Source organism: Pedobacter sp. KACC 23697 (assembly GCF_045348445.1).
In the GTDB taxonomy this organism is placed as follows: Bacteria; Bacteroidota; Bacteroidia; order Sphingobacteriales; family Sphingobacteriaceae; genus Pedobacter.
This window is the reverse complement of record NZ_CP157485.1, coordinates 2,100,291-2,122,997: the sequence shown is the minus strand read 5'-3', so window position 1 is coordinate 2,122,997 and position 22,707 is coordinate 2,100,291. Positions and strand designations below refer to the sequence as shown.

General features: G+C 42.1%; 13 protein-coding genes. 2 read left to right on the top strand and 11 right to left on the bottom strand.

Translation table 11 applies throughout. From position 1 onward, the window contains the following. Positions 1 to 20 precede the first annotated feature (20 nt). The 8 genes from ABEG20_RS08220 to ABEG20_RS08185 form a co-directional block, all read right to left on the bottom strand. The gene (locus tag ABEG20_RS08220) at positions 21 to 785 is read right to left on the bottom strand and encodes an SDR family NAD(P)-dependent oxidoreductase (RefSeq protein ID WP_406826892.1); all 765 of its coding nucleotides are present in this window, start codon (positions 783 to 785) and stop codon (positions 21 to 23) included. A 243-nt stretch (positions 786 to 1,028) separates the two neighbouring features. Beyond that, positions 1,029 to 1,802, bottom strand: a complete 774-nt coding sequence (locus ABEG20_RS08215) for an IclR family transcriptional regulator (RefSeq protein WP_406826891.1) — start codon at positions 1,800 to 1,802, stop codon at positions 1,029 to 1,031. Between the two features lie 434 nt (positions 1,803 to 2,236). After that, on the bottom strand, positions 2,237 to 3,730 hold the full coding sequence (gene araA / locus ABEG20_RS08210; protein ID WP_406826890.1) for an L-arabinose isomerase: 1,494 nt from the start codon (positions 3,728 to 3,730) through the stop codon (positions 2,237 to 2,239). A gap of 160 nt (positions 3,731 to 3,890) precedes the next feature. Next, positions 3,891 to 4,592: an L-ribulose-5-phosphate 4-epimerase gene (locus tag ABEG20_RS08205; protein ID WP_406826889.1), complete on the bottom strand. Its 702-nt coding sequence runs from the start codon at positions 4,590 to 4,592 to the stop codon at positions 3,891 to 3,893. Continuing rightward, positions 4,589 to 6,289, bottom strand: coding sequence for a ribulokinase (locus ABEG20_RS08200; protein ID WP_406826888.1), 1,701 nt, complete (start codon positions 6,287 to 6,289; stop codon positions 4,589 to 4,591). The genes ABEG20_RS08205 and ABEG20_RS08200 overlap by 4 nt, the downstream gene beginning before the upstream one ends. Before the next feature lie 370 nt (positions 6,290 to 6,659). After that, positions 6,660 to 7,574, bottom strand: a complete 915-nt coding sequence (locus ABEG20_RS08195) for a helix-turn-helix domain-containing protein (RefSeq protein ID WP_406826887.1) — start codon at positions 7,572 to 7,574, stop codon at positions 6,660 to 6,662. A 43-nt stretch (positions 7,575 to 7,617) separates the two neighbouring features. After that, positions 7,618 to 8,520, bottom strand: a complete 903-nt coding sequence (locus tag ABEG20_RS08190; protein WP_406826886.1) for an SDR family oxidoreductase — start codon at positions 8,518 to 8,520, stop codon at positions 7,618 to 7,620. Between the two features lie 122 nt (positions 8,521 to 8,642). Continuing rightward, positions 8,643 to 9,515, bottom strand: coding sequence for an alpha/beta hydrolase (locus ABEG20_RS08185; protein WP_406826885.1), 873 nt, complete (start codon positions 9,513 to 9,515; stop codon positions 8,643 to 8,645). 431 nt (positions 9,516 to 9,946) lie between these two features. Between ABEG20_RS08185 and ABEG20_RS08180 the strand changes: the two genes are divergently transcribed. Then, positions 9,947 to 11,134, top strand: coding sequence for a cytochrome P450 (locus ABEG20_RS08180; RefSeq protein WP_406826884.1), 1,188 nt, complete (start codon positions 9,947 to 9,949; stop codon positions 11,132 to 11,134). After that, complete coding sequence (locus tag ABEG20_RS08175) at positions 11,124 to 11,873, top strand: SAM-dependent methyltransferase (RefSeq protein ID WP_406826883.1); 750 nt, start codon at positions 11,124 to 11,126, stop codon at positions 11,871 to 11,873. The genes ABEG20_RS08180 and ABEG20_RS08175 overlap by 11 nt, the downstream gene beginning before the upstream one ends. A gap of 108 nt (positions 11,874 to 11,981) precedes the next feature. Here the strand turns inward: ABEG20_RS08175 and ABEG20_RS08170 are convergent, their stop codons facing one another. The 3 genes from ABEG20_RS08170 to ABEG20_RS08160 all read right to left on the bottom strand — a co-directional run bounded on the left by ABEG20_RS08170 (position 11,982) and on the right by ABEG20_RS08160 (position 22,704). After that, positions 11,982 to 13,856 (bottom strand): FAD-binding protein, encoded by a 1,875-nt coding sequence (locus ABEG20_RS08170; protein WP_406826882.1) that lies wholly within the window; start codon positions 13,854 to 13,856, stop codon positions 11,982 to 11,984. Positions 13,857 to 13,916: 60 nt separating this feature from the next. Continuing rightward, the gene (locus ABEG20_RS08165) at positions 13,917 to 14,489 is read right to left on the bottom strand and encodes a TIGR02466 family protein (protein WP_406826881.1); all 573 of its coding nucleotides are present in this window, start codon (positions 14,487 to 14,489) and stop codon (positions 13,917 to 13,919) included. 85 nt (positions 14,490 to 14,574) lie between these two features. Then, positions 14,575 to 22,704, bottom strand: coding sequence for an RHS repeat-associated core domain-containing protein (locus tag ABEG20_RS08160; RefSeq protein ID WP_406826880.1), 8,130 nt, complete (start codon positions 22,702 to 22,704; stop codon positions 14,575 to 14,577). Positions 22,705 to 22,707 lie beyond the last annotated feature (3 nt).

Genomic DNA, 22,707 nt, shown 5'->3' with positions numbered 1-22,707 from the left:
TTTGTATTTAAAAAAGAATATTAATTATTTAAGGTTGTAAATCCACCGTCAATCGGGTAATCACAACCGGTAATAAATGCAGCTTCATCACTACATAAATATAAGGCAAGCGCACCGATTTCTTCAGGTTTAGCCATACGGCCAATCGGTTGGGTTTTAGATAATTTCTCGAACATTTCAGGAATGTTATCCGGGTAGTTTTTCTGTAAAAAGCCATCTACAAAGGGTGTATGTACTCTTGCCGGAGAAATAGAATTACACCTGATGTTTTCGCCGATGTAATCTTTGGCTACACTCATGGTCATGGCTTTTACCGCACCTTTTGCCGTACTGTAGGCGAAACGGTCTGGCAAGCCTACCAGGGCTGCAATAGAGGCCATATTGATGATTACACCTCCGCCAGCCAAGCGGATTTGAGGAATAGCAGCATATAAGCAATTGTAAACTCCTTTTACATTTACACGCATTACGCGGTCGAAATCACTTTCTTCTGTATTATCGGCTTTGCCAATATGTGCAATACCTGCATTATTGACTAAAATATTGATGCTTCCAATTTGCTCAAAAACAGCTTTAACTGCCTGGTGATCTGAAACATCGCATGCATAACTGAAAGCCTGTTTGCCGGTTGCTTTAATTTCATCAAGTGTATCTTGTGCTTGTGTAATACCCAGTTCAATGATATGGACTTCAGCATCTTGCTGAGCAAGGATAGTTGCTATAGCCCGGCCAATCCCACTTCCGCCACCGGTAACTATTGCTTTTTTATTTTTGAGTGAAAACATGTCTATGATAAATTATACGTGATTAGATTACAAATAAAATAAATATTCTTAACTAAAAATTTTATCTTCTTGCCTAAATATTAACAAATATTGTCATACATCGTTCTGAATATTTAAATTAGAAAGGAAACTTAAAAACGGAATATTCTTATGGTATTTGGGCAATATCCAAATGATAAGAGATTAATTTCTTCTTATGAAAATGTAATATTGACCATCAGAATCTTAAAACCGGGCGATGATTCAAATTCCAACCCGCTGTTCAATCTTTTTAACACATTTACAGGCATTGTTAAGGATACCATCATTTGTAATTGCGGTATTATTATTTATTGCATTCAGTACTGAAATGGTTAAACAAGCTATGATGCCACTATTGTTTTTCACACCGATAGGGATTGAAATATCGGTTATACCAGATACTGAATCGCTGTTTTTGAAATAGGAGCCTTTCTCACGAATATCAATTAAAGAACTCAAAAGATCTTCCCGTTCTACTTTGCCATATCTCTTAAAAGTGATATCATTTTTTAATATCGTATCACGTTCTGCTTCAGTGATGTAGGCCAATATTACCTTGCCAGATGCGGTTGAAGGCAATGGAAATAAACTACCTTCCTCGGTAGAAAGTGCAATTGGTCCAGGACTTTTAACATGGCTAACCACCATCACCTGACTCAGGTACAAAATACTCAAATGACACGATTGGCGTATGGTATTAGCAAGTTCTTCTAATGGAAATTGTGCGGCTTTTCGAAGCTCATCAATAGGCGAATGCCTGTGCGAGAGGTAAAAAAGTTTTAATGATAGCCTGTATTTTCCCGAAATCTCATCACGTAAAATATAACCCCTGCTAGCTAAGCTCATCAACATCCTGTAAATTTCGTTAGGCGTTTTCTCCATACCAATGGCAATTTCAGTTTGAGATAACGGAACAGATTGTGCTGACAGATACTCTAATATATCAAGCCCCTTATCCAAAGCGGGAGCTTGGTATTTCGATTCTTTTTCGTTCATACAGGCTTAAATTTGGTTGTGGTGTGTTTTTGACAGTTCAAACATACAAAATGCATTCTTATTTATACGCAATAAGATTTTGTATAATGATTGCAATGCAATTCTAAAATGAGAAAGTCTGACAACTGATGCTTTTCTGATCGAAAGCATGGGATATAGATTCGGGGATTTAATTTTTAACCCATCAGGTTAACTTTGACGGGGTTAAAAATAATTTTTAAAACTGGCTAGATTCAAAAACGGGATTATTAAGGCCGTGGCCAAGATTGGAGGTTCAATAGATTCTTCACTGTGTCGTCAATGATAAAACTGATCGATAGATCTTCATTGCTGAAGAGTAAAAACGCAGCAATCTTTCATCGTAGGGCAATCATACAAAAAAGCCGATAATGTAGATCATTACCGGCTTCTTTTGCATAAGGAGCTTGTTTAGCTTAACCTTTATAAAATACCTCATTCCAATGCAATTCATTTCTGAACTGATTGATTTTGGTATCGGCGCCAATGTTAATGTATTCCAAACCGGCAATATTGGCAAAATCTGATAAGTGCTCGGTAGTTAAATTCTGACTATAAGCTGTATGGTGTGCTCCGCCGGCATAAATCCATGCTGCACAACCCGTTTTCATATCCGGAAGTGGTTTCCAAAGTACACGTGCAACCGGTAGGTTCGGAAGGTCATTTTCAGCTTCAACAGCTTTAACTTCATTTACCAGCAAACGGAAACGGTTACCCATATCAATTAACGAGGCATTAAGCGCATCGCCACCGCCAACGTTAAATACCAAACGTGCCGGATCAGCCTTACCGCCAATGCCAAGCGGGTGTACTTCTAAGCTTGCTTTTCCTGAAGCTAAACTGGCATCAACCTCCAGCATGTGCGAGCCTAATACCATTGCATTTGCCGGATCGAAATGATACGTGTAATCTTCCATAAATGCATTGCCACCCGGTAAGCCAGCGCCCATTACCTTACATGCACGCACCAAAGCTGCTGTTTTCCAGTCGCCTTCACCGGCAAAACCATAACCATCAGCCATCAAACGTTGTGCTGCAATACCCGGCAACTGAATCATTCCATGTAAATCTTCAAAAGTATCAGAGAAACCTTTAAAGCCGCCATCAACCAGAAACTTACGTAAACCCAGTTCAATTTTAGCTGCATCGTAAACCGATTGGTGTCTAGCTCCACCAGCCTTCAAATCATCAGCCATTTCATAAGTAGCTTCATATTCTTTTAATAAGGCCTGTATAGCTTCCTCATCAATTCCATTAATTACAGCTACTAAATCGCCAATACCATAGGTGTTTACAGAAAAACCAAACTTCATTTCCGCTTCAACCTTATCGCCGTCGGTAACGGCTACATAGCGCATGTTATCTCCAAAACGTACAAATTTAGCGCCTTGCCAATCGTTCCATCCGGCAGCAGCTCTGCACCAGGTATCAATTTGTTTCGCTACTTCTTCATCCTGCCAATGTCCAACCACCACTTTACGGTCTTTACGCATACGCGAAACCATAAAACCAAATTCGCGGTCACCGTGCGCACTCTGGTTCAGGTTCATAAAATCCATATCAATGGTATTCCATGGAATATCGCGGTTAAATTGGGTATGCAGGTGTAGCAAAGGTTTCTGCAATACATTTAAGCCCCTGATCCACATTTTGGCAGGCGAGAAGGTGTGCATCCAGGTCATTACACCAATACAGTTTTCGTCAACATTGGCTTGCTGTAAAGTTTCAAAAATCTCTTCAGTAGTTTTTACAATTGGTTTGTACACTACCGAAACCGAGATATTTTGGTTTTGGTTCAACGAATCAGCAACTTGCTGTGCATGTGCTGCCACTTGTTTTAAGGTTTCTTCACCGTACAGATGTTGCGTACCGGTAATAAACCAAACTTGTAATTTTTTTAAATCAATCATTATGTTTTATGTCGTTTTTAATTTTACTCAATCAAACCTCACAGGTTTTTGAAACCTGTGAGGTTTATGATTATCTTTCGGTCGTTGAGACCTAATCAATAATTCATTTATTCTTTTGCTACGCTGAACTGAGGACTCCGGACTTCAGACTCCAAACTAGCTATTTCTGTCCGTAATAAGCACCAGCACCATGCTTACGCTCATAATGTTTCTCAATTAAAGAATCTTTCAACTTTGGTGCCTGCGGATTAATCTGCTGCGTTAACAAAGCCATTTGTGCCACTGCTTCCAGTACCGCGCTGTTGTAAACCGCTTTTTCTGCTGTTTTGCCCCAGGTAAAAGGCGCATGGTTACCCACTAAAATCATTTCTACTTCTTTATGGCTCAAGCCCAGGCTTTCAAAATGGTTTATAATCTGAAAACCCGTTTCATATTCATAATTGCCCTTAATCATGGTGTCGTCCATTGGTGGTGCACATGGAATATCTACTGTCAGGTGGTCGGCATGGGTGGTACCAAAAATTGGAATGGCTTTTTGTGCCTGCGCCCATGCGGTGCCATAAGTAGAGTGGGTATGTACTATGCCACCAATATCTTCCCAGTGTTTGTACAAAACCGCATGTGTCTGTGTATCTGAAGAGGGGCGGAGTGTACCTTCAACCGTGTTCCCATCAAAATCTACAATGACCATTTTTTCAGGTGTTAAATCCTCGTAAGGTACACCACTCGGTTTAATCGCAAATACGCGTTTTGCACGGTCTGCAGCACTGACATTGCCGAAGGTAAACAATACCAGTCCCAATTTGGGCAGCTGCATATTGGCTTCGTAAGCCTGTTGCTTTATATCCTGATAGTTGCTCATGATAAATAAGGTCTAACGTCTTTTTTACTGTATTTTTCGAGGTAACGGCCTAAGCCTAAATACTGCTGGTAATGTTGGCGGTAAAGCTTTTGTTTTTTCAAATTAGGTTTGTATTCTTTTTCAAAACCGGTACCCATGGCTTGCATAGCGGCCTCAATATTTGGGTAAACGCCTGCTGCTACCGCGGCAAACATGGCTGCACCTAATGCACAGGTATGTTCAAAACGGTGAATCCTGATAGGCATTTCGAGCACATCAGCCATCATTTGCATAATATAGGCCGATTTTTTAGCCACACCGCCAATGCCAATAATTCCTTTTACGGGTACGCCTTGTTCTTTAAAACGATCTACGATGGCTTTCGCGCCAAAACAGGTTGCGGCTGCCAGTGCGCGGAAAAACCGCGGGGCATCGGTACCTAAGCCTAAACCGGTAATGGCTCCCTTAAGTTCCTGATTGGCATCAGGTGTTCTTCTGCCGTTTAACCAATCTACAGCCAGTTCTGCATAATCTTCATCGTCTAAAGCTTCGGCCTGATTACTTAAATTGGCAATAATTTTAGCTTCCAGTTCTTCTTTTAGCGCAATTGCTGTAGCCTCATCAATTAACGCAGATTCAGTTAATAAATGATTGAGTGGCCAGCTGATTAAATTCTTAAACCAGGCATACACATCGCCGAAAGCCGATTGACCTGCCTCCAAACCTGACATACCCGGAATGACAGAGCCATTAACCTGTCCACAGATCCCGTTAATCAATTTACCATCCAAATCCTGGTTAGGCGCCACTAAAATATCGCAGGTACTGGTACCCATTACCTTGCTTAAATAATAGGGTTCAATTTGTCCGCCAACCGCGCCCATGTGTGCATCAAAAGCGCCAACGCCAATTACTACATCCGTGCTTAGGCCCAGTTTGTTTGCCCACTCTTCGCATAAGGTTCCGGCGGCCATATCAGAGGTATCGGTATCCTTAAATAATTTATCTCTGAAACCAGCCAGAAGCGGATCCAGACTGTTAAAGAAATCCTCTGGCGGCAGGCCGTTAAATTCTTCTGCCCATAAAGCTTTGTGTCCGGCAGCGCAACGACTTCTTTTCATCGTTGTTACATCCTTACCACCACAAAGTAAAAACGGAACCCAGTCGCAGTGTTCCACCCAGGATTGTGCACTATTCCGAATAGACTGATCGACTCTTAAGGTGCGCAATAGCTTTGCCCAAAACCATTCGGACGAATAAATTCCGCCTACATACTTTAAATAATTGGTTTTGAACCGGGTAGCATGCTCGTTAATTTCTGCCGCTTCTTTAACTGCAGTATGGTCTTTCCAAAGCACAAACATGGCGTTTGGGTTTTCTTCAAAACCAGGTGTTAAAGCCAGGGGAGTGCCTGTGGCATCAACGGCAACCGGGCTAGAACCGGTCGTATCAACTGAAATACCTCTTACTAAAGAGGCAATTTCTGCACCACCGGCTTTGGCTAAACAATCTTTTATGGTGTGTTCTAAACCTTCAACATAATCTAAGGGATGCTGGCGGAACTGGTTCACAGCAGGTTTACAGTATAAACCTTTCTGCCATCTTGGGTAAAGAAAAACAGAGGCCGAAATTTCTTTTCCATCTGCGGTATCGACTAGAACAGACCGGACAGAATCAGTCCCGTAATCTACTCCAATTACATAGTTTGCTTTGCTCATAACAATAAATAAATGTCTAATTAACGTTTATTTATTTGAATTAAAAAATTTAATTATCCTTTTAATTAAAAACATCAATTTTACATCAATTAGAGTACTATTCATTAAGGAATGTTCAGCGATTTTAATCGAGGATTTCATAAAAATCATTCCTTTTTTTTAGTAAAAATTTTCAGCACTTAAACTGCCTGATCCTTTATTACTACCAGATTATTTTGGGGTAAGAAACTGAAATATCAGAAAAAATTAGCCATTATGTAATGGCAGCATAAATGGCACATTTGGACAAATACGCAATTTTAATCAAACATTCAATGAAAAAATTAGAACTTTCACTTCCTGAAATAAAACCTGACGAACTAAAATAACATTAATTTAATGACTTTCTGAATTCCAGAGGTGAAATATCAGTTTTAGCTTTAAATAACTTACTAAATGATTGAGAATGCTCAAATCCTAATTCGTAAGCAATCTCACTCACTGAAAGTTCGGTTGTGGAGAGCCTTTCTTTGGCTTTCTCAATTAGCTTTTCGTGGATGTGCTGTTGCGTAGTTTGTCCGGTTAAAGTTTTTAAAAGACTTCGCATATAGTATTGCGACATATTGAATTTTTCTGCAAGAAACCGGACACTAGGCAAACCATGCTCTTTGAGATTATTGCCTTCGAAATAATCTTTGAGCAGAACTTCCAGCCGTTCTAAAAATTGATGATGCGCTTTGCCACGCGTAATAAACTGCCGCTGATAAAACCGCTCCGAATAATTCAATAGTGTTTCGAGCTGCGAAATAATAATGTTCTGACTGAATTGATCAATGTTGGTTTGATATTCCTGCTTGATATTATCCGTGATCTGCTGGATTTTTACTTCTTCATCATCGGATAAAAATAAAGCTTCATTAACGGAATAATCAAAGAATTCATATTTCCTGATTGCGCTCGCCAACGGCGTATTCCAAAGAAAATCCGGATGAATCATCATCATCCATCCGGACGGATTTTTGCCATTCTCTTCCCGTATCACACTTAGTACCTGATGTGGTGCCATACAGAACATTACTCCTTCATCAAAATCGTAATCCTGCTGCCCGTACCTATATTTGTGATCCATATCTCTTTTGACGGAAATCATATAAAAATCAAATATCAAACGCTGCTTTACACTTTCCGGAGCCGGAGCCATATCTTCAAAATTAATCACACTGATGAGCGGATGTTTTGGTTTTGGCAAGCCACGTAAAGTATGGAACTGAGAGATGGTTTTTATTCTTATCGGCGAGTCGGGCATCAGTTTAATATTTAATCAAATTTAATGAATTTAACCTTAGAGGCTATTTTACCTCCTGAAAATAAATATCATTTTGTAAATCTTCCATCAAGGTAGGGTGTTGAGGATTCCAGCCTAATGTTGTCTGGGTTATTTCGCTTGAAGTTAGGTTATTAAGTTGTGCAAAATGTGCAAACCACCCGAAATGCTGTGCTGCTTCATCTTTGGTTAGGGAAACAACTGGAACCTGCAGTTTTTCGGCAATAAAAGTTGCGATGTTTTTAAACGGAACCCCTTGTTCTGCAACGGCATGATACCTCGTTCCGCTTATAAAAGGTTTCTCCAAAGCCAGGCGGTATAATTTGGCTGCATCCAGTACGTGAACAGCAGGCCAGAAATTACTGCCATCATTAATTATCGCAGCTTTTCCTTTCTCTTTTGCAATATGAATTAAGGTTGGAACAAAACCAATTTTATCTCCTTTACCATGAACCGATGGAGAGAGTCTGACAACGGCAACTTTTATACCCTTTGCGGCTACGGCATCTGCTGCATTTTCTGTTGCGATGCGGGGATGTGGATGGCTGGCGGAAAAATCTTTTTCAGTTGTGATTCCGTTTTTTGAAAAAAGTGCAGTTCCTGAAGTGATCAGAAACAATTTGTTTGTTCCCGATAAAGCTTCACCTATGGCTTCAATCACTTTTCCATCAAGCTTACACATTTCTTCAAATTTTGTAAAATCGTGGACAAATCCTAAATGAATTACTGCATCTGAAGCAATAGCTCCTGATTTCAAACTGTCAAAATCGTTTAAATCTCCCCGGAATGCTTTTGCGCCGGCCGCCATCAATTTTTTTACGGAGTCTTCAGAGCGAGCCAATCCCAAAACCTCGTGCCCATGCGCTAATAATTCCTGTACTACGGCTGTTCCTACGAAACCTGTAGCACCTGTAACAAATACTTTCATATTGATATCATTTTATGAAGCAAAGTTCAGATTTGGTTTCTGCTCCCTTGTAGCCGAAAGGTATTTTCTTGTAGCCGAAATGTGATTTACTCTAAATTTTATAATTAGGTGTTTAACCAGTACTAATCCTTTTTTGCTACAGGATATAAAAATTTAAACGCATTGGAAACTGCCTGATGCATAATTGTTCCGTGGTTCTCTTGCGGTAGAAAATCGAAATAAACTTTTACATTACTGTTTTTAAAACCTTTTATCTTTTCTGCCAGTAAATTTGCATCTACTTCCATTACCCTCGGTATTTCGGTTGGTGTTAAACCTTCTTTGCCAGCAGCAATGTAAACCTTAGTCTGCTGATTAAAACTACGCTCACTGATTTTGGATTCCTGGTTTAACAACGAACCATTGTCCCACCATAAACTTGGGCTAATAATTATATATTGATTAAAAAGTGCAGGTTTCTTAAATAAAATTTCAGTGGCCAGCAAACCTCCCAAAGATTGACCGATAATGGTTTTGCTGTGATCCGTTTTATACTTTGACTGGATATAAGGTTCAAGTTCTTTTTCAATAAAAGAAATAAATTGATCGGAGTGGCCGGTGGTGGGGTAGCTTTTCATATCGCGCGCAATTGATGTTGGAAAAGTAAAATCTCTTTTACGATCTACTGTGGCAATGCCAACCACAATTGATTTTGGCACCTGATTTACCCATTCGAAACTGTTAAACTGTACAAGTCCAACGATATGGATAAAATCCTCATCAGCAGAACCATCCAGTAAATAGATCACCGGATATTTTGTAGTGTCGCTTTGTTTATAACCTTCAGGAAGATAGATGTTCAGGATTCTTTTCTCTCCCAATGCTTTTGATTGGATTTCGTCTATTAGCCCCAGAACAAAAGGTTTACTGGTCGCAGTATTTCTCAGTCTGTTTTTTTGTCCAAAAACTACAGCCGTAGTAAAAATTAGAATAATAATTAAAAAGGTTTTATGCATATATTTTTAATGGAGAACCGGTTTTATGAAGATGTTTTTTTTTGGAAAAATACAATTTTCAACTGGCCCGTGAAAATTGATGTTGTTATTAGAACAATAAATAGATTAATGGAGCGCCGAGTGAAAAAGTTTTGTATCTTATTTATGATCCGGTAACCGCTATAGCAATTTTAATTATAGTAACAGAGATGCAAAATACCTGGAAAATATGCTGCGATTTACAATCAATATTTAAATAAATTTGAGGTTGTTTTCAATCATTACGCTAACAATCATTATTATAAAAATCTTCAGCTTGTTTCAGAATTTTACCAGAACGGTTAATTAAATTTACTTATATTTACGAAGAGAATGGACAGTATTATTTTCTGTCATTCTTCTTTATATCTGATTTCTAAATTAAGCCATCCGGTTATTCCGTTACCGATAACATGATAATTAACGCAAACGAACCTCAATATTCCATAGCTGATCCTTACCCATGGTATAAATGGGTTCAACAGGAAAAACCCATTTTCAGAACGCCTGAAGGCATGTGGATGATCACAGGCTATGAGGATGCAATGCTGTTACTAAGTGACCCCCGTTGTTCGCATTGGGGGCAGGACAGTCAAATTTTTCAGTATTTGAGCCCGGTTGAAAAAGCAATCGCGCAAACATTACATGCGCTGGCACCTGGTCATACGCCCGCATTTCGTAAGCAGATTATGCATCAGCTTGCTGCCAGAACACTCCAGGTTGATGAAGATGAGATGAAACAACAGGCAGATGAAATCCTTACCGGGCTTCGCTCTTCCACTCGTATCGAATTTATGAATGATTATGCCCATCCTTTTACATTCGGAACAATTTGCCGGGTGATGGGCGTACCGCAAGAAGAGGTGAGTGCATTTTCTAAAATAGTAAGTGGCTTAAAAGGCGGATACCTAAGTTTTGTTGATGAAAAATCATGGGAAAACGGTGAAGACGAACCCAAAAAAATATTTATTGATACACTGCGAAGACTGATCGGGTTAAAACGACAAAAGCCTGGTAAAGATTTATGCAGTGCTATTCTTGCCGTTGTACCAGATGGTAACGGGGACGATTCGTTTATCATTTCATTAATGGTTCTGCTTTTTTATGCTGGCCATCAAAATATGATGAATTTTATGGGAAATGCTTTGATTGCCCTTCAAGGCAGGGTAGAAGACCAGTCCATGCTTCGCGAAAGCCTGCCGCTTGCCATCACAAGTGTGGATGAACTGATCCGTTATGATTCTCCGCTTCAATCCGTTTTACTCATTACTCAGGAAGCAATAAATCTTCACGGCACTACTATTCCTGCCGGTAGCCAATTGCTTATTAGTATAGGTGCGGCAAACAGGGATCCTGCAAAATTTGAAAACCCTGATCAATTAATATTGGGGAGAAGACCAAACCATCTTGGCTTTGGCGCAGGCGCTTTCAGGTGTATAGGCGCAAGACTCGCGCAAATTCAGGGCGGTATTGGCCTGCACCGTTTTTTTGCTTATCTGAATTCTTATGCTATTGCTGACCATGTAAGCTGGAGTCATTTCAGCGTGCAACGAGGACCTTCTTCTATTTTATTGGATATAAACTGGAACCATGAAAAATGAACTAGTTACCGGGAGTGATTTTATTGACAGGTACGATCACATGATCCTGTCTGATGCCATGAAAGCCATGTATGGCTATTCAGGCTTTTACAATGTAGGCGATTGGACCAATCATCCTTCAACCCTGGAAGCCGCATGCAATGCGCTGGTCATAAAACATCTCGATCTGGTAGCAATGCCGCAAGATCCTGTTAGGATATTGGATGCAGGATGCGGACTGGGAATGGGGGCTGGTGTGATTGCCCAACGGTTCGGCAAGGCACATGTTGTTGGCATCAATATTTCTGAAAAGCAGATTTCGTTTGCACAGGAGGTACATGCTGGTATTGATTTCCGGGTGATGGATGCTACCCGAATGGAATTTCCGGACGAAAATTTCGATTTAATCATCAGTGTTGAGGCTGCATTTCATTTTGATACCCGAAAAGATTTTCTTGATTGTGCCTACCGAAAACTTCGTCCAGGCGGTCAACTTATTTTTTCAGACATGTTGCTGAACAATACGGAATGGGTTGGAAGCTGGTCTGTACCTGCAGCAAACCTGATTACCGATATAAATGATTATACCCAACTATGTACAGCAGCGGGCTTTCAGCTACACCAATGCAACGATATCAAGAATTCTTCTATAAATGGATTTTGTAATCATCTCCGCAACGTTATGCAACTGACAGATCTGGCCAACGGGCTTGAAAACTCTGTTATTGCCTACCTGCTAACAAGTTTAAAGAAACCATAATTTTAAAAATGTGGTTAGTATGGTAGAACAAAACTACAAATAGTATGGTCCCGGCGATGCATTCGTCAAGCAGGATGCAAAATATTTAAGAATGCCTGACTGTCTTATTTATCCAAGCATGGCCCGTACATAATCGTTCAGGAAAAGATTGTTGGGATCTTGTTTCGCCCTAAAGTACTCAAATGCATCAACTCTGCCATTTTGTTGATTTCTGCGTTTCGCAAGTTCTTTCAGAAAGCCGGTATTAAATGGGGCAGAATAAGATCCTGCGGCCGCGGCCGGATCATAAAAGCCGAACATCTTTCCGTTATGTGTGATACCGCCCATCGCTACCCACTCTCGTTCAATATCGGCAAAAAACTGCAACATAGGAGCAGGGTAGGAAGAAGCTACCGTAGGCTCAATAAAGGCTATAAGATCAAGGTTTACAAACGTTGAATCTGGGTTATCGGTATAGGTTCCTGCCAATGCCGTGTTGCCTCCTTTTATAAATCGAAATTCCAAAGGTGCAACCACTAGAAAGTCATTTGATTTTTTCAAACGGTCCGTTACTACATTCAGACCTTTCCACACCAGTTGCATGCCTGCATCACTTAAATCTGGCAGTTCAAAGAAATAAGACATAAACATTACCCTTGCTGCTTTACTAAGCCACAGATCGGAGTATTTTGCCGCCGCAGCGTCAAAGAGTTTTTCTATTTCACCATAAGCGAGATCCATTACTACTGTTGCTGCAAATGTACTTCCTGAAACCTGAGCCAATAACCCCGCTGCTTGTCCAAAAGGTTCAGCTATGCCTTCCAATGGTGCACCATACTCATCACTTTTAGCCATTTCACAGGCATTTGGAACCGTGGATGAAATATTCGGTGTTTTTGTAACAGGATTCGAATCTATATCCCACCTTAGAGACAGGTACTTGCTGGAGTAGGGGTTGTAAAAAGTTTCCATGCGAGTATGCTGTGCTACCAGACCTTTGAATTTGGTAACAAACGAATGCTGATCGGAGACTACGAATGTTTCTCTTTCAGGTTTTATGGTGGTGGCCCATGGGCGATCCATTACATCTATCGTAACGGATGTAACAATACCCAATGCACCCATAGAAACTCTGGCAAATTGTATAGGCTGCCAGCCGTTAATTGCCGGGGTATCTGAGTTTATAGTGGTCATACTGCCATCTGCGGCCATAATGTTGAAAGCTGAAGTTGTTTCCGAAAAGATGGGAGCGGCGGTGGTAGCGCCATGCACATCCACAGATGTCATCCCTCCGAGACTGAAAAAACCTCCTGCTGTAGCCGTAATCAGCATTTTGTTATTCGATGTAAGAAAAGCATCGAGTTCATCTTCGCGGACACCAGTGTTTAGCGTTACCTTTTGGCCGGATGGCTCCATCATGATATTCTGGCTACCTGCAGGGCCGAGATCGGCGTAACAGGACATATCAATCAGCCAGCTTATTTTACTGGAAGTATTTCCATTTCGGTTGTCGTCTGTAACAAGTGGTGGTTGAGAGTGCCGCTGGCCGGAAACGCGCACCTGCACACCTGCTGCAGAGGCACTCTGCAGAATTGCCTGCAAATCCGTACGGTTTTTAGGGTAATAATAAGTCTCTGTGTTTGCAGGAGCATGATAAACAATATTTCTGCTCCAGTTATGCCATGGTAGCAAAACAAGCACGGGATCCCAGGCAACATTGCTTACATGGTATCGAACATTAAGGCCATTACCTTTTTGATATTGGAATATTTGCGGCGCTTCAACATCTTTGCCCCACATCACATATACATAAAGCTGAACTGTAGCGCCATCAGGAACTCCCAACTGCTCTGGGTCTACCGTTTTTGACGTAAGTCCATTGATATTGCCCGTTTGGATGGACATTTTTTTTGGACCGATCCCAATCTGGTAGCTTATCTGGATCCTTGCAACAAATGCCCCCGAGTTTTCCAGGGTGATCATTCCAATTTTTTGTAGTGACATAGATGTTGTTTTTAATATTTACAAATACCTTTTGTTCAATAAGATATTTTTGTGAAAGGACTAGACAATGATAACGTTGAAACTTAAAGCAATTCGCTCGCTGGATGAAAGATTCTGACTTACTGAATGCGGCACTTTACTGTTAAACAAAATGAGGCGCCGATCTTTGGGTGTATACCTTACCGTATTAAAGTTTTCGGGCTTTGTACGGGATGATGCCCATAAATTATCGGATAGCTCTTCAAAAGAAAGATCTCCACAGCCTGGGGCTGTGCTGATGTAATAAACACCGCTGATGTAAGAGCCGTCATGTGTGTGCATGCGTTCATAATTCCCTGGGGATGAAATACTAACCCACGAATCTGAGATGGCGTACTTGTTACCCGGACGGGTTTCAAGGATATCCAGGTACTGGCCGATTTCATTAATCAATGCACTGTGCAAAACACCGAATTCGCTGCGCACAAAAATGTCTGGAACAGATCCGTACGTGGTATACAAATTATTACGGGTAGACAAAGGGAACTCCTGCTTCAGTGAATGAGCGGCTTCAACCAGCCGCTCGTTCGCTTCATTACTAATGAGGTCGTCCTTATAATAAAATGCTTTTGGAAAGAAATATTCTACAGGCATACTGTCCGGTTAAATCATTGGTTCAAGGATGGAAAAAATAGTGTTTTTCATATGCTAATCGTGATGCTGTCTTTTAATAAATCTGTTAATATTTGATCCGGTTAGAAACCTGCAGTCCGCCAATTGATCCGCTCAGCGCCGAGCTGAATACAACCTGGCTAAGGCCGGCATCCCAGTTATTGCCAAGAACCAGGTTCTTACCGGTATTAATGGAAGTTCCAATAACCTCGCTCTTGATAATACCGGTTCCAATTCCCTTGGCTAAAGCGCCCCATCCTGCAGCTACAGGTCCGTTGGTGGCCAACCCTGCAAGTGCTGCGCCTTTCTCGGTCACCCAAGCGCCTGCTTTTACCGCTGTTGCCACGCCAGGCTGGCCGAAAACTTCTAACAAGCCTGCAGTAGCACGCGCCGTAGCGGTAAATTCTGTAAGTGCTACCTGGGCTGATTTAGCTGCAATACCCAAACCGGCTCCAAAACCTCCGCTTAATGCGCCAGTAAGCGCACCAATGCCCATCTGGATACCGTAGTCTTTCCAGCTGAAATCATCGAAATGAAATGCCGAATAGGTAATCGAACTTACCCCTGCTCCATAAAAGACACCGGAAAGTGCTGCCAAACCAATAGTTGCTGGTGTACCCAATCCACCCGTAATGACATCAATAACCGCAGCCACTACATCAATAACAACACCAACAACGATTTCTACGGCACCGATAAATATTCCTGCGATGGCACTAAAGAAACTACCGATAGAGAACATACCTGTTGGATCAATAAACAACACCGGATTGTTGGAGGCATAAATATAAGGACTAAAGTACTGGCGGCCTGGATCGGTTGCAATGAACCGTCCGATGGCAGCACTGTAGAAACGGGCCCTGTAATTGTACAGCCCTATTTCGGAATCAAATTCCTGACCGGTATACAGGTAGGGCAGAAAGCCAGGGCTTGGTTCATTGATATTCGACAATGCGCCAAATGTGAGATATTCGTATGAGGCAACAACATTTCCACTGAGATCAATAACCGCTCTTGCAGATCCAAGATGATCACTTAAGATATGATAAAGCGTTGCAGTGGTACCATTTTCAAGCTTTCTCATAGCGATGAGGCCACCAGGGCCGTAGATGTAGTTCACAGATGAGCTCGTTTTTTCATCAGCGCTGATAAAGATTTCCTGTAGCGGCATTGCACTGGTACCCCTTACATACAATTTTGTTCCTGCCGGCGTAGATCCTCCCGTAACAGTTTTAAGTAATCGTTCGTTACGGCAGCCGTAAGTGAAATTTAACGTGGCACCGCCCTGTGTGGTATCTGCAATACTTACTGCCAGCATAGAAGCAGGGTCGTAAGTAAAACCCAGGGTAAATGGTTTACTGATCTTTGAATCGGCCATGTTCATGGAAATGGCATTTCCATTTTGGTTGTAGGCAAACTGCGCAATTACCTGTGCGCTATTAACATCACTAATGGTGTTTACCTGTTGGCTACCTTGATTATAGGCGTATGCACACGAGATGTTGCTACCTGCAAAGTTTTGTATGTTACCATTTTGGTCATAACTTACATCAGGTGCAGCAGGTGTGCTTACCGGTGGGTTTGCAGGAGCCTTTGCGTTTTGTAGCTGTCCAATAGCGTCGTAGGCATACTGGTATTCGTTATTGGTTTGGCCAATAACCTGTGCGGCAGAAGAGGCTATGGTTCCATCAAAATACCCGGTGTTGGCGTAGCCCCCTGACGTATAGGTGAGTGTCTCCTGGAAAATACTGGAACCATTCTGGTTCTGATTATTGATGTTCAACAGCCAGTTTGGTGCATTGAAACCATAGGTTTGTTTGATGGTTGCGTTGGTGAGCGCCAGCTGATTTTGCAATGGTGTACCCGCGGCATCATAGCTGAAGTTTCCGATCGTACTGGTTCCTGATTGGCCCGGCGTTTGCGAAGACATCTGATCTGTAATGCCGATAATCTGGTTTAATGAATTTAATTGGTAATAAACAGCATAGTCATAGGTTTCATTTGGATATTGAATTTGAGTAATGGTGCCAATATCATTGTATTCATAATTAACAATTCGTTCGTTACCACTATCGAAGGCGTTTACGGCAAGGTTGTCGGAAATGGTATTGCCAAAAATATCGTAAGTCAGGATTTCTGTAACGTCTGCGATTCCTGCGTTGCCATTATTGGCTTGCATAGATGAAATTCTGCCAATGGTATTTGAACCAATACCACCTTCATCATATATGTTTTTTTGTCTCCAGGTCGGCGTATTCTGCGGCCAGATCGGATCGGTATTGGCATATTGTTCTAACTGCTGCTGGTTCCAGGCTCCAGCAATATAGCCTGTTTCAATAGGGCGGGAGAGGAGATCGTATTTTATATAAATATAGTTTCCATCCGTTGCTCCCTGTTGGTCTTGTTTAAAACGAATATTCCCTGCCTGGTCATAAATAAATTTAGTTGGCGCATTTGTTCCCTGCTGCAGCGTGAGCAGTTGGTTTAAATAATCAAAAGTCTGTAGTGTCACCCAATCGTTCTGTACAGAATTGGCAGGTGGGTTGAAATAGTTTGGAGAGCGCACGATCGTCGGGTTGCCAGCGTCATCAAAGCCGGTTTCATTTTTGATTTCAGTACCGGTAGCAGATACATTTTGGATCACTTGATCCAATAACGTGCTGACTTCATAAAACACGTTGCCGTTGGGATTTGTTGTCGTCTTTTTCGGGTAAATCATAACTCCAGACTGGCCTGTCACAGCACTATAGCTGGTCACGGTACATTTGCCGCCATTTACCCTGAAATCTTCACCAGGTACGCTTTCCCGGACGATACGTGCAAGCGGAGAGGTTTCAAATGTTTGCCTTGCAAAGGGATAGCCGTTATCAGCAGGATAAGCGGCACTCACTAAGCCCGTCATGGTTCCTGCAGTCCAGTTCATGGTGGCAAAACCGCTGCAGTAGCAAAACATCGGATTTTGTTGTGGAGTAATGTATGCCTGTTTAGTCCTAATGGCCATTCTGCCTAAATTATCGGATATTAGCTGTCCAACGATCATTTGTGAGCCAGCATATTGCTGCGCCTGAATATTCATGCCATTTGCATTGTCGAATGAAATTGCAGCCATTGGTGTTAATGCCGTAGCGATTTGTGAAATAGCTACCTTGTTGCCAAAGAAAATAGTGGGGACACCAGAAAAGTTGGCAATGGCCGTATAGCTGAAGATGATTTTTCCATCTGCCCAGAAAACAGCGGTTGATTGGCCCATAAGCAATGTCCACTGTTTGTTCATGGTATACACTGCAATGTTAGTGCCATCCAATTTAAGCGCATAACGGTAAGCATTGTCGGGACTGGTAATCGTCCAGCTTTTGCCTGTAGCAGCACCTGTACTGATCGTAGATGTGTTAGGAAGCAGGAAGCCGGCATTATTAAATTCAGCGCAAAGCGCATCAGACAAGGTACCTGCATCAAGCTGGCTTGTAAACGGATTCTGGGGAAGATTAAACGCACGTGTATCAACCGGCGGGAGCAAATTTGCACCTGCCGAATCCAGCAACTGCCAGGAAGTTAATTGCGGATTCCACTGAACGGTAAGTGCAGATCCCAGACTGATTCCCAATGGCGTAACAGGTGTTTCTAGCAGATTGAATTCAACATCCAGCGAAAAGTCTGATTGCATAGTATCGTCTGCATAGGTGAGCGAACCTGCTGTACCTGCTGATTGCTGCGTAAGAACAGTACCGGCTACATTCCAGTTGCCTGTTCCTTGCTGCCATACAGCTGACCATTCAGAGCCACGGGTAAATCCGGTGAGCTCGCCACCATTGGCCGCGGTGATAGTAAGCGAGGAATTGGGGTCTGCAGCAGCAAATACACCTAGATTCCCGCTGCGTGACAGATAACCATTTTGAATTTTTGATGTTCTGTCTGCCGCATTGGTGGATAAAATTTCCTGTTGAAAACTATCCAATACCTTACGTTTTGTTTCGCCATTCGCACCAAGTATGGCTGTTGGCTCTTCTAAAGTATGATAATAACTGTAAGCCTCGGTAATACAAGCCAAAGGTGTGAACCGCAGATTATCTACAAGCACATTGCAGGATGTATTGGCATTTTCACAAGTGATCGTAATCTGTGTATTACCTTTGGGGTTGGGAAGATCAATTAATTGGGATATATACATCCACTGGCCAACGGTATCAGGGAAGTTGAGCACAGATGATGTGCCTCCAGGAACAGATACTTTCCATGAAGCATTACCCGCACTATTGTTAAATGCCGAAGGCTTTTTCACCCATGCAGAAAATATATATTGCTGATCCTGACGAATGGGTGTAAATATGCCTTGCACGCCTGCGGTGCCCATACTGCCTGCTGCAATACTTAGGCTGTTGGTACCGGTATGCGCATCAACTATGGTATGCTGACTGTTGGGGGTAATGTTCCCGCCAGATCCTATCACCCAACCAATTGGCGTTTCATAATTTTCAAAACCATAGTAACTTACCTCATTACCCGATAGACTACCATTTGGAAATTTAGCAATTAATGACTGTTGGTTTTTATCGTAAATGAAAGAGGAGATAAGCTGATTACCATCTACCTGCTCTGTTATGAGGTTGCCGGTACCAGATCTGGAAATAATTTTGGTCTTCAATCGCCACGCATCTGTAGGCGTGTCGGATGGGAATTGCGGAGCCACAGTGCCAGGCGTCGTCCAGTCAAAAATTTGATAAGCAGCCAGTTTGCACGAACCGGTACCGCTGCAATCAGTGTTCACCGTAGTGTCTGCCCAGTTACGAAAAGTGGTGGCCTGACTCTTAATATAATTTCTTGAACTATTATCTGCAGGTGCTACGCTCTGTGTTGACATGGCTACAGTAGAGAATATGTGCAGCTTGTTGAACGAAGCAGCATATGCCGGAACCTGATAAGCATATAAGGTTTCTGTGCGGATATTTTTTTGGACTCCATCAGCATCATAATAAGATTTCTCCTGCGATAGTAACACACCTGTAGTCTTGTCATAAGTGCCTGATGACCATTGTACAATGCCATCTTTCATGTTGGCCGTTTTTTCGCAACGTGCATATCCGCCCAAAAGGTATTTGCCTGTAACATCTTTTGAATAAACCGTCCAGTAATTTAACTGCGACGATACGAGGTTACCATCTTTAGCAAAATCTTTTTGGCCAAGTTGAATGCCGTTAAGGATATTCTGAAAATTCTGGAGTCCGCCTGATGGGTAAAGCGTTGATTGCTGAGCCAGTCCGTTAGAATAATAAAAATGGCTGCTTCCTTCAGGTGTGGATGTTGGTAAAGCAGCTTTTTCTTTAACACCGGGAACCACCATCACCAATGGATACTGCGCCACACCCATCAGGGCATTGTAAACAATTTGCGATTCTGGAGAGTTGGCATAATAGTAGGATTGCGTAAAACTCTGCGTGGCATCATATTGATCCTCAATTACAAGGTATGCCACGGGAGTATCTGTAGCCGACTGGTTGAAATCAACTTCATCAAGGTTCCATAAATCCATTGTCGGGCTAGCATCAAATGAAGCTGCAGATGAAGGGTAAGTAACCAGGAAGCGGCCGGCAACCAGCATCGTTCCGGCAGTACCATTGGGTACGAATGATTTTACATTATTCAGTTTTTGAGGCAGCTGTGCAGTTCCGTTTTTTAATGCTGCTACGTATGATGATGCCGTATTGTCACTGGCATCCTGGTAGCTGATAAACCTCGGTCCCCGGTTTTGAAGACTCTGTGGATCATTAAAACTGCCGAGTTGTGTTGATAATGATCTCCATGTGCCATCTGTGCCCCGGAAATAGATGGTTTTTCCAACCGTCATATAATTACCCGAGATGCTTGGGTTATTTCCGGATGGAGCATTTGACAAGATAGACCAGTTACCGGCATTTGGATTAAAGGCCGCCCATTGGTTGGCCGCAGCACCACTGGCTGGTGAAAGAATGGAGATGTCCTCACCAGTGGACATGTTCAGCCCAATAGTTGTTCCGGGAGATGAAAAGCTTTTCTGATTCCATACAGAGCCGTAACGCTGATCACCACCAGCATCGCGCAATAGTGCCAGGTTATTATTTACAGTGGATCCAACGATTGATGTCTGGAATATTTGATAAAGTGAATTTCCGCTTACAACAGGGGAAGATAAATCAACGGAGCCAGGCGATGAAGTGTTGAGTACAGAGAAATTTTCATCCCAGTTAAATAATCTCAGGCTATAGTTAATAGCAGTACTGGTAGTGGTTGTTGCAAATATAAGTACCAATGAACTTGGTGTAGGGCTGATCGCGAGATAGGCTGTATTGGTTGGCTGATCTACTACTACATCAACATTGCTTAACGTCCATGTACTGCCCGTTTTCCATGTGCCATCTAAAGCCCGGTAAAACAGATAGTTTTTGAGCTGACGGTAACTTTGGAGATAACAGGACACGGCATAAAAATTCTGAGTCGCAGTAATAGATGCCATTACACAATCTGAAGAATTGGGCAGCAGCGGAGATCCGTTTCCATTCCACATGCCATCCTGCCAGTTATACGAAAATCCCTGTACACGGTTAGTGGTGTAATCGGTATTGTAAGCCATCACAAAACTATCTCCGGCAACAAAAACAGATTGAGCTTTAGAATTGGTTTTTATGGTAAGTATGAAAGGCTGATTATTGTACATCACCCATTTTCCAAATTTTAAATCCTGTTCTGCATCATCATTGCGGAATAGGTACAATTCGTCGTTGCCGGTGGAGCTATTGCGGAGGGAAAGCGCAAAGAAATTCTCAGTGGTTTGCACCATCAGGCTGCCGGTTGCTACAGTCTTATTGATGTTTACCGTCTGGTTTACCCACTGCCCATTCCAAGATTGTATTCTTACCTGCACCTGGTTACTGCTCTGGTAGGTGAATACAACGTAATCTGATCCAAACCAAACGCGCGGAACACTGCCGGTGACAGGATTTTGCAGCTGTACTTTTTTTGATGAATTAGCTGATGTTATGGTCTGCACCTTATATTCAAAGGATGCCTTACCACCTTCGGGGTATGTAACGGCACTTAGGGCACCAGGATTCGTGCTGGACGAATTGGTAGGGAAATATTCGAAATTCATTGCTGGAAGTGTTTCGCCATTGTTGGAGTATTGAAACACTGACTGAAGACATCGCTTGAACATCAGCGAATAGTTGCTGTCTGAAGATACAGCATTATTCATGAAATCGTAAGTAAACTTCATGCCCAAAAGTAGGTTGCCATCTGCATCTTCCACGTCAACAGAATCTAAGAAATAGGTTTCATACCTGTCCTGATAAGCGTTGGGAGAGGGGGGCGCTATCTGGGTGTGTAGCGGCTGGTATTCAACAATCGGTTTGCCGTCACTGGTACTGCCGGGATTAAGCATGCCAAATTTATTTCCATAATTCAAGGTAATAATACGGCCGTAGCTGTCAATTACTTTTCCAAGGTAAGAAGCTTGCGTATAGGCCAGTCCGGAGGAGATTAATTTCTGTGATACACTGATATATTGATAATGAATTGAATTACCCATGGGCGTTACAATGGAAACGAGATTCCAGGCGGTAGGATAAAGTACCTGTGTTGCGCCCACATTGCTGGAACCAATCCAGTTCCCCCAGCTTATGCCCCATTGGGTACCATTTGAAGCCGTGTCGTTTCCGGCACCATAAGTATAGGTAAAACCATCTTCCTTTATGATGATCCAAATCTTTAATGCAGGGTTATACTGTACAGACCAGAACTGGAAATTACGCAGTTGAAATATCCAGTTCCCGTTTACTGTTTCACCGGTTTTTATCATTGGATTAGCACTGCCGCCTGAGACCAGATAATACTTATCAGACGTTACAGATGCACTTCCGCCCTTGTCTACCGTAATCATTTCAATAGGCATTTGCCATCCTAAACCCAGAATGCCGGTAGGAGCCTCTGTATTCCAGGTATTTAAATTGTTTTTTACATTGCTGGAATAAAGAACAGATAGTTTTACATCAAGGCCTTCCTGCCCTGGTAAGGTCATCAGATCCAAAGGCATAGATACACAGCCGCGGAATTTGTTGACACTACTCTTAATGTTTCCTATTGCCGTTTTATCAAACTCAAAAGAGTGTAATGCAGGCACTTCAGATTGAGCAGCACTGCTGCCATTATTTGCTGGTTTAGTAGACATAAC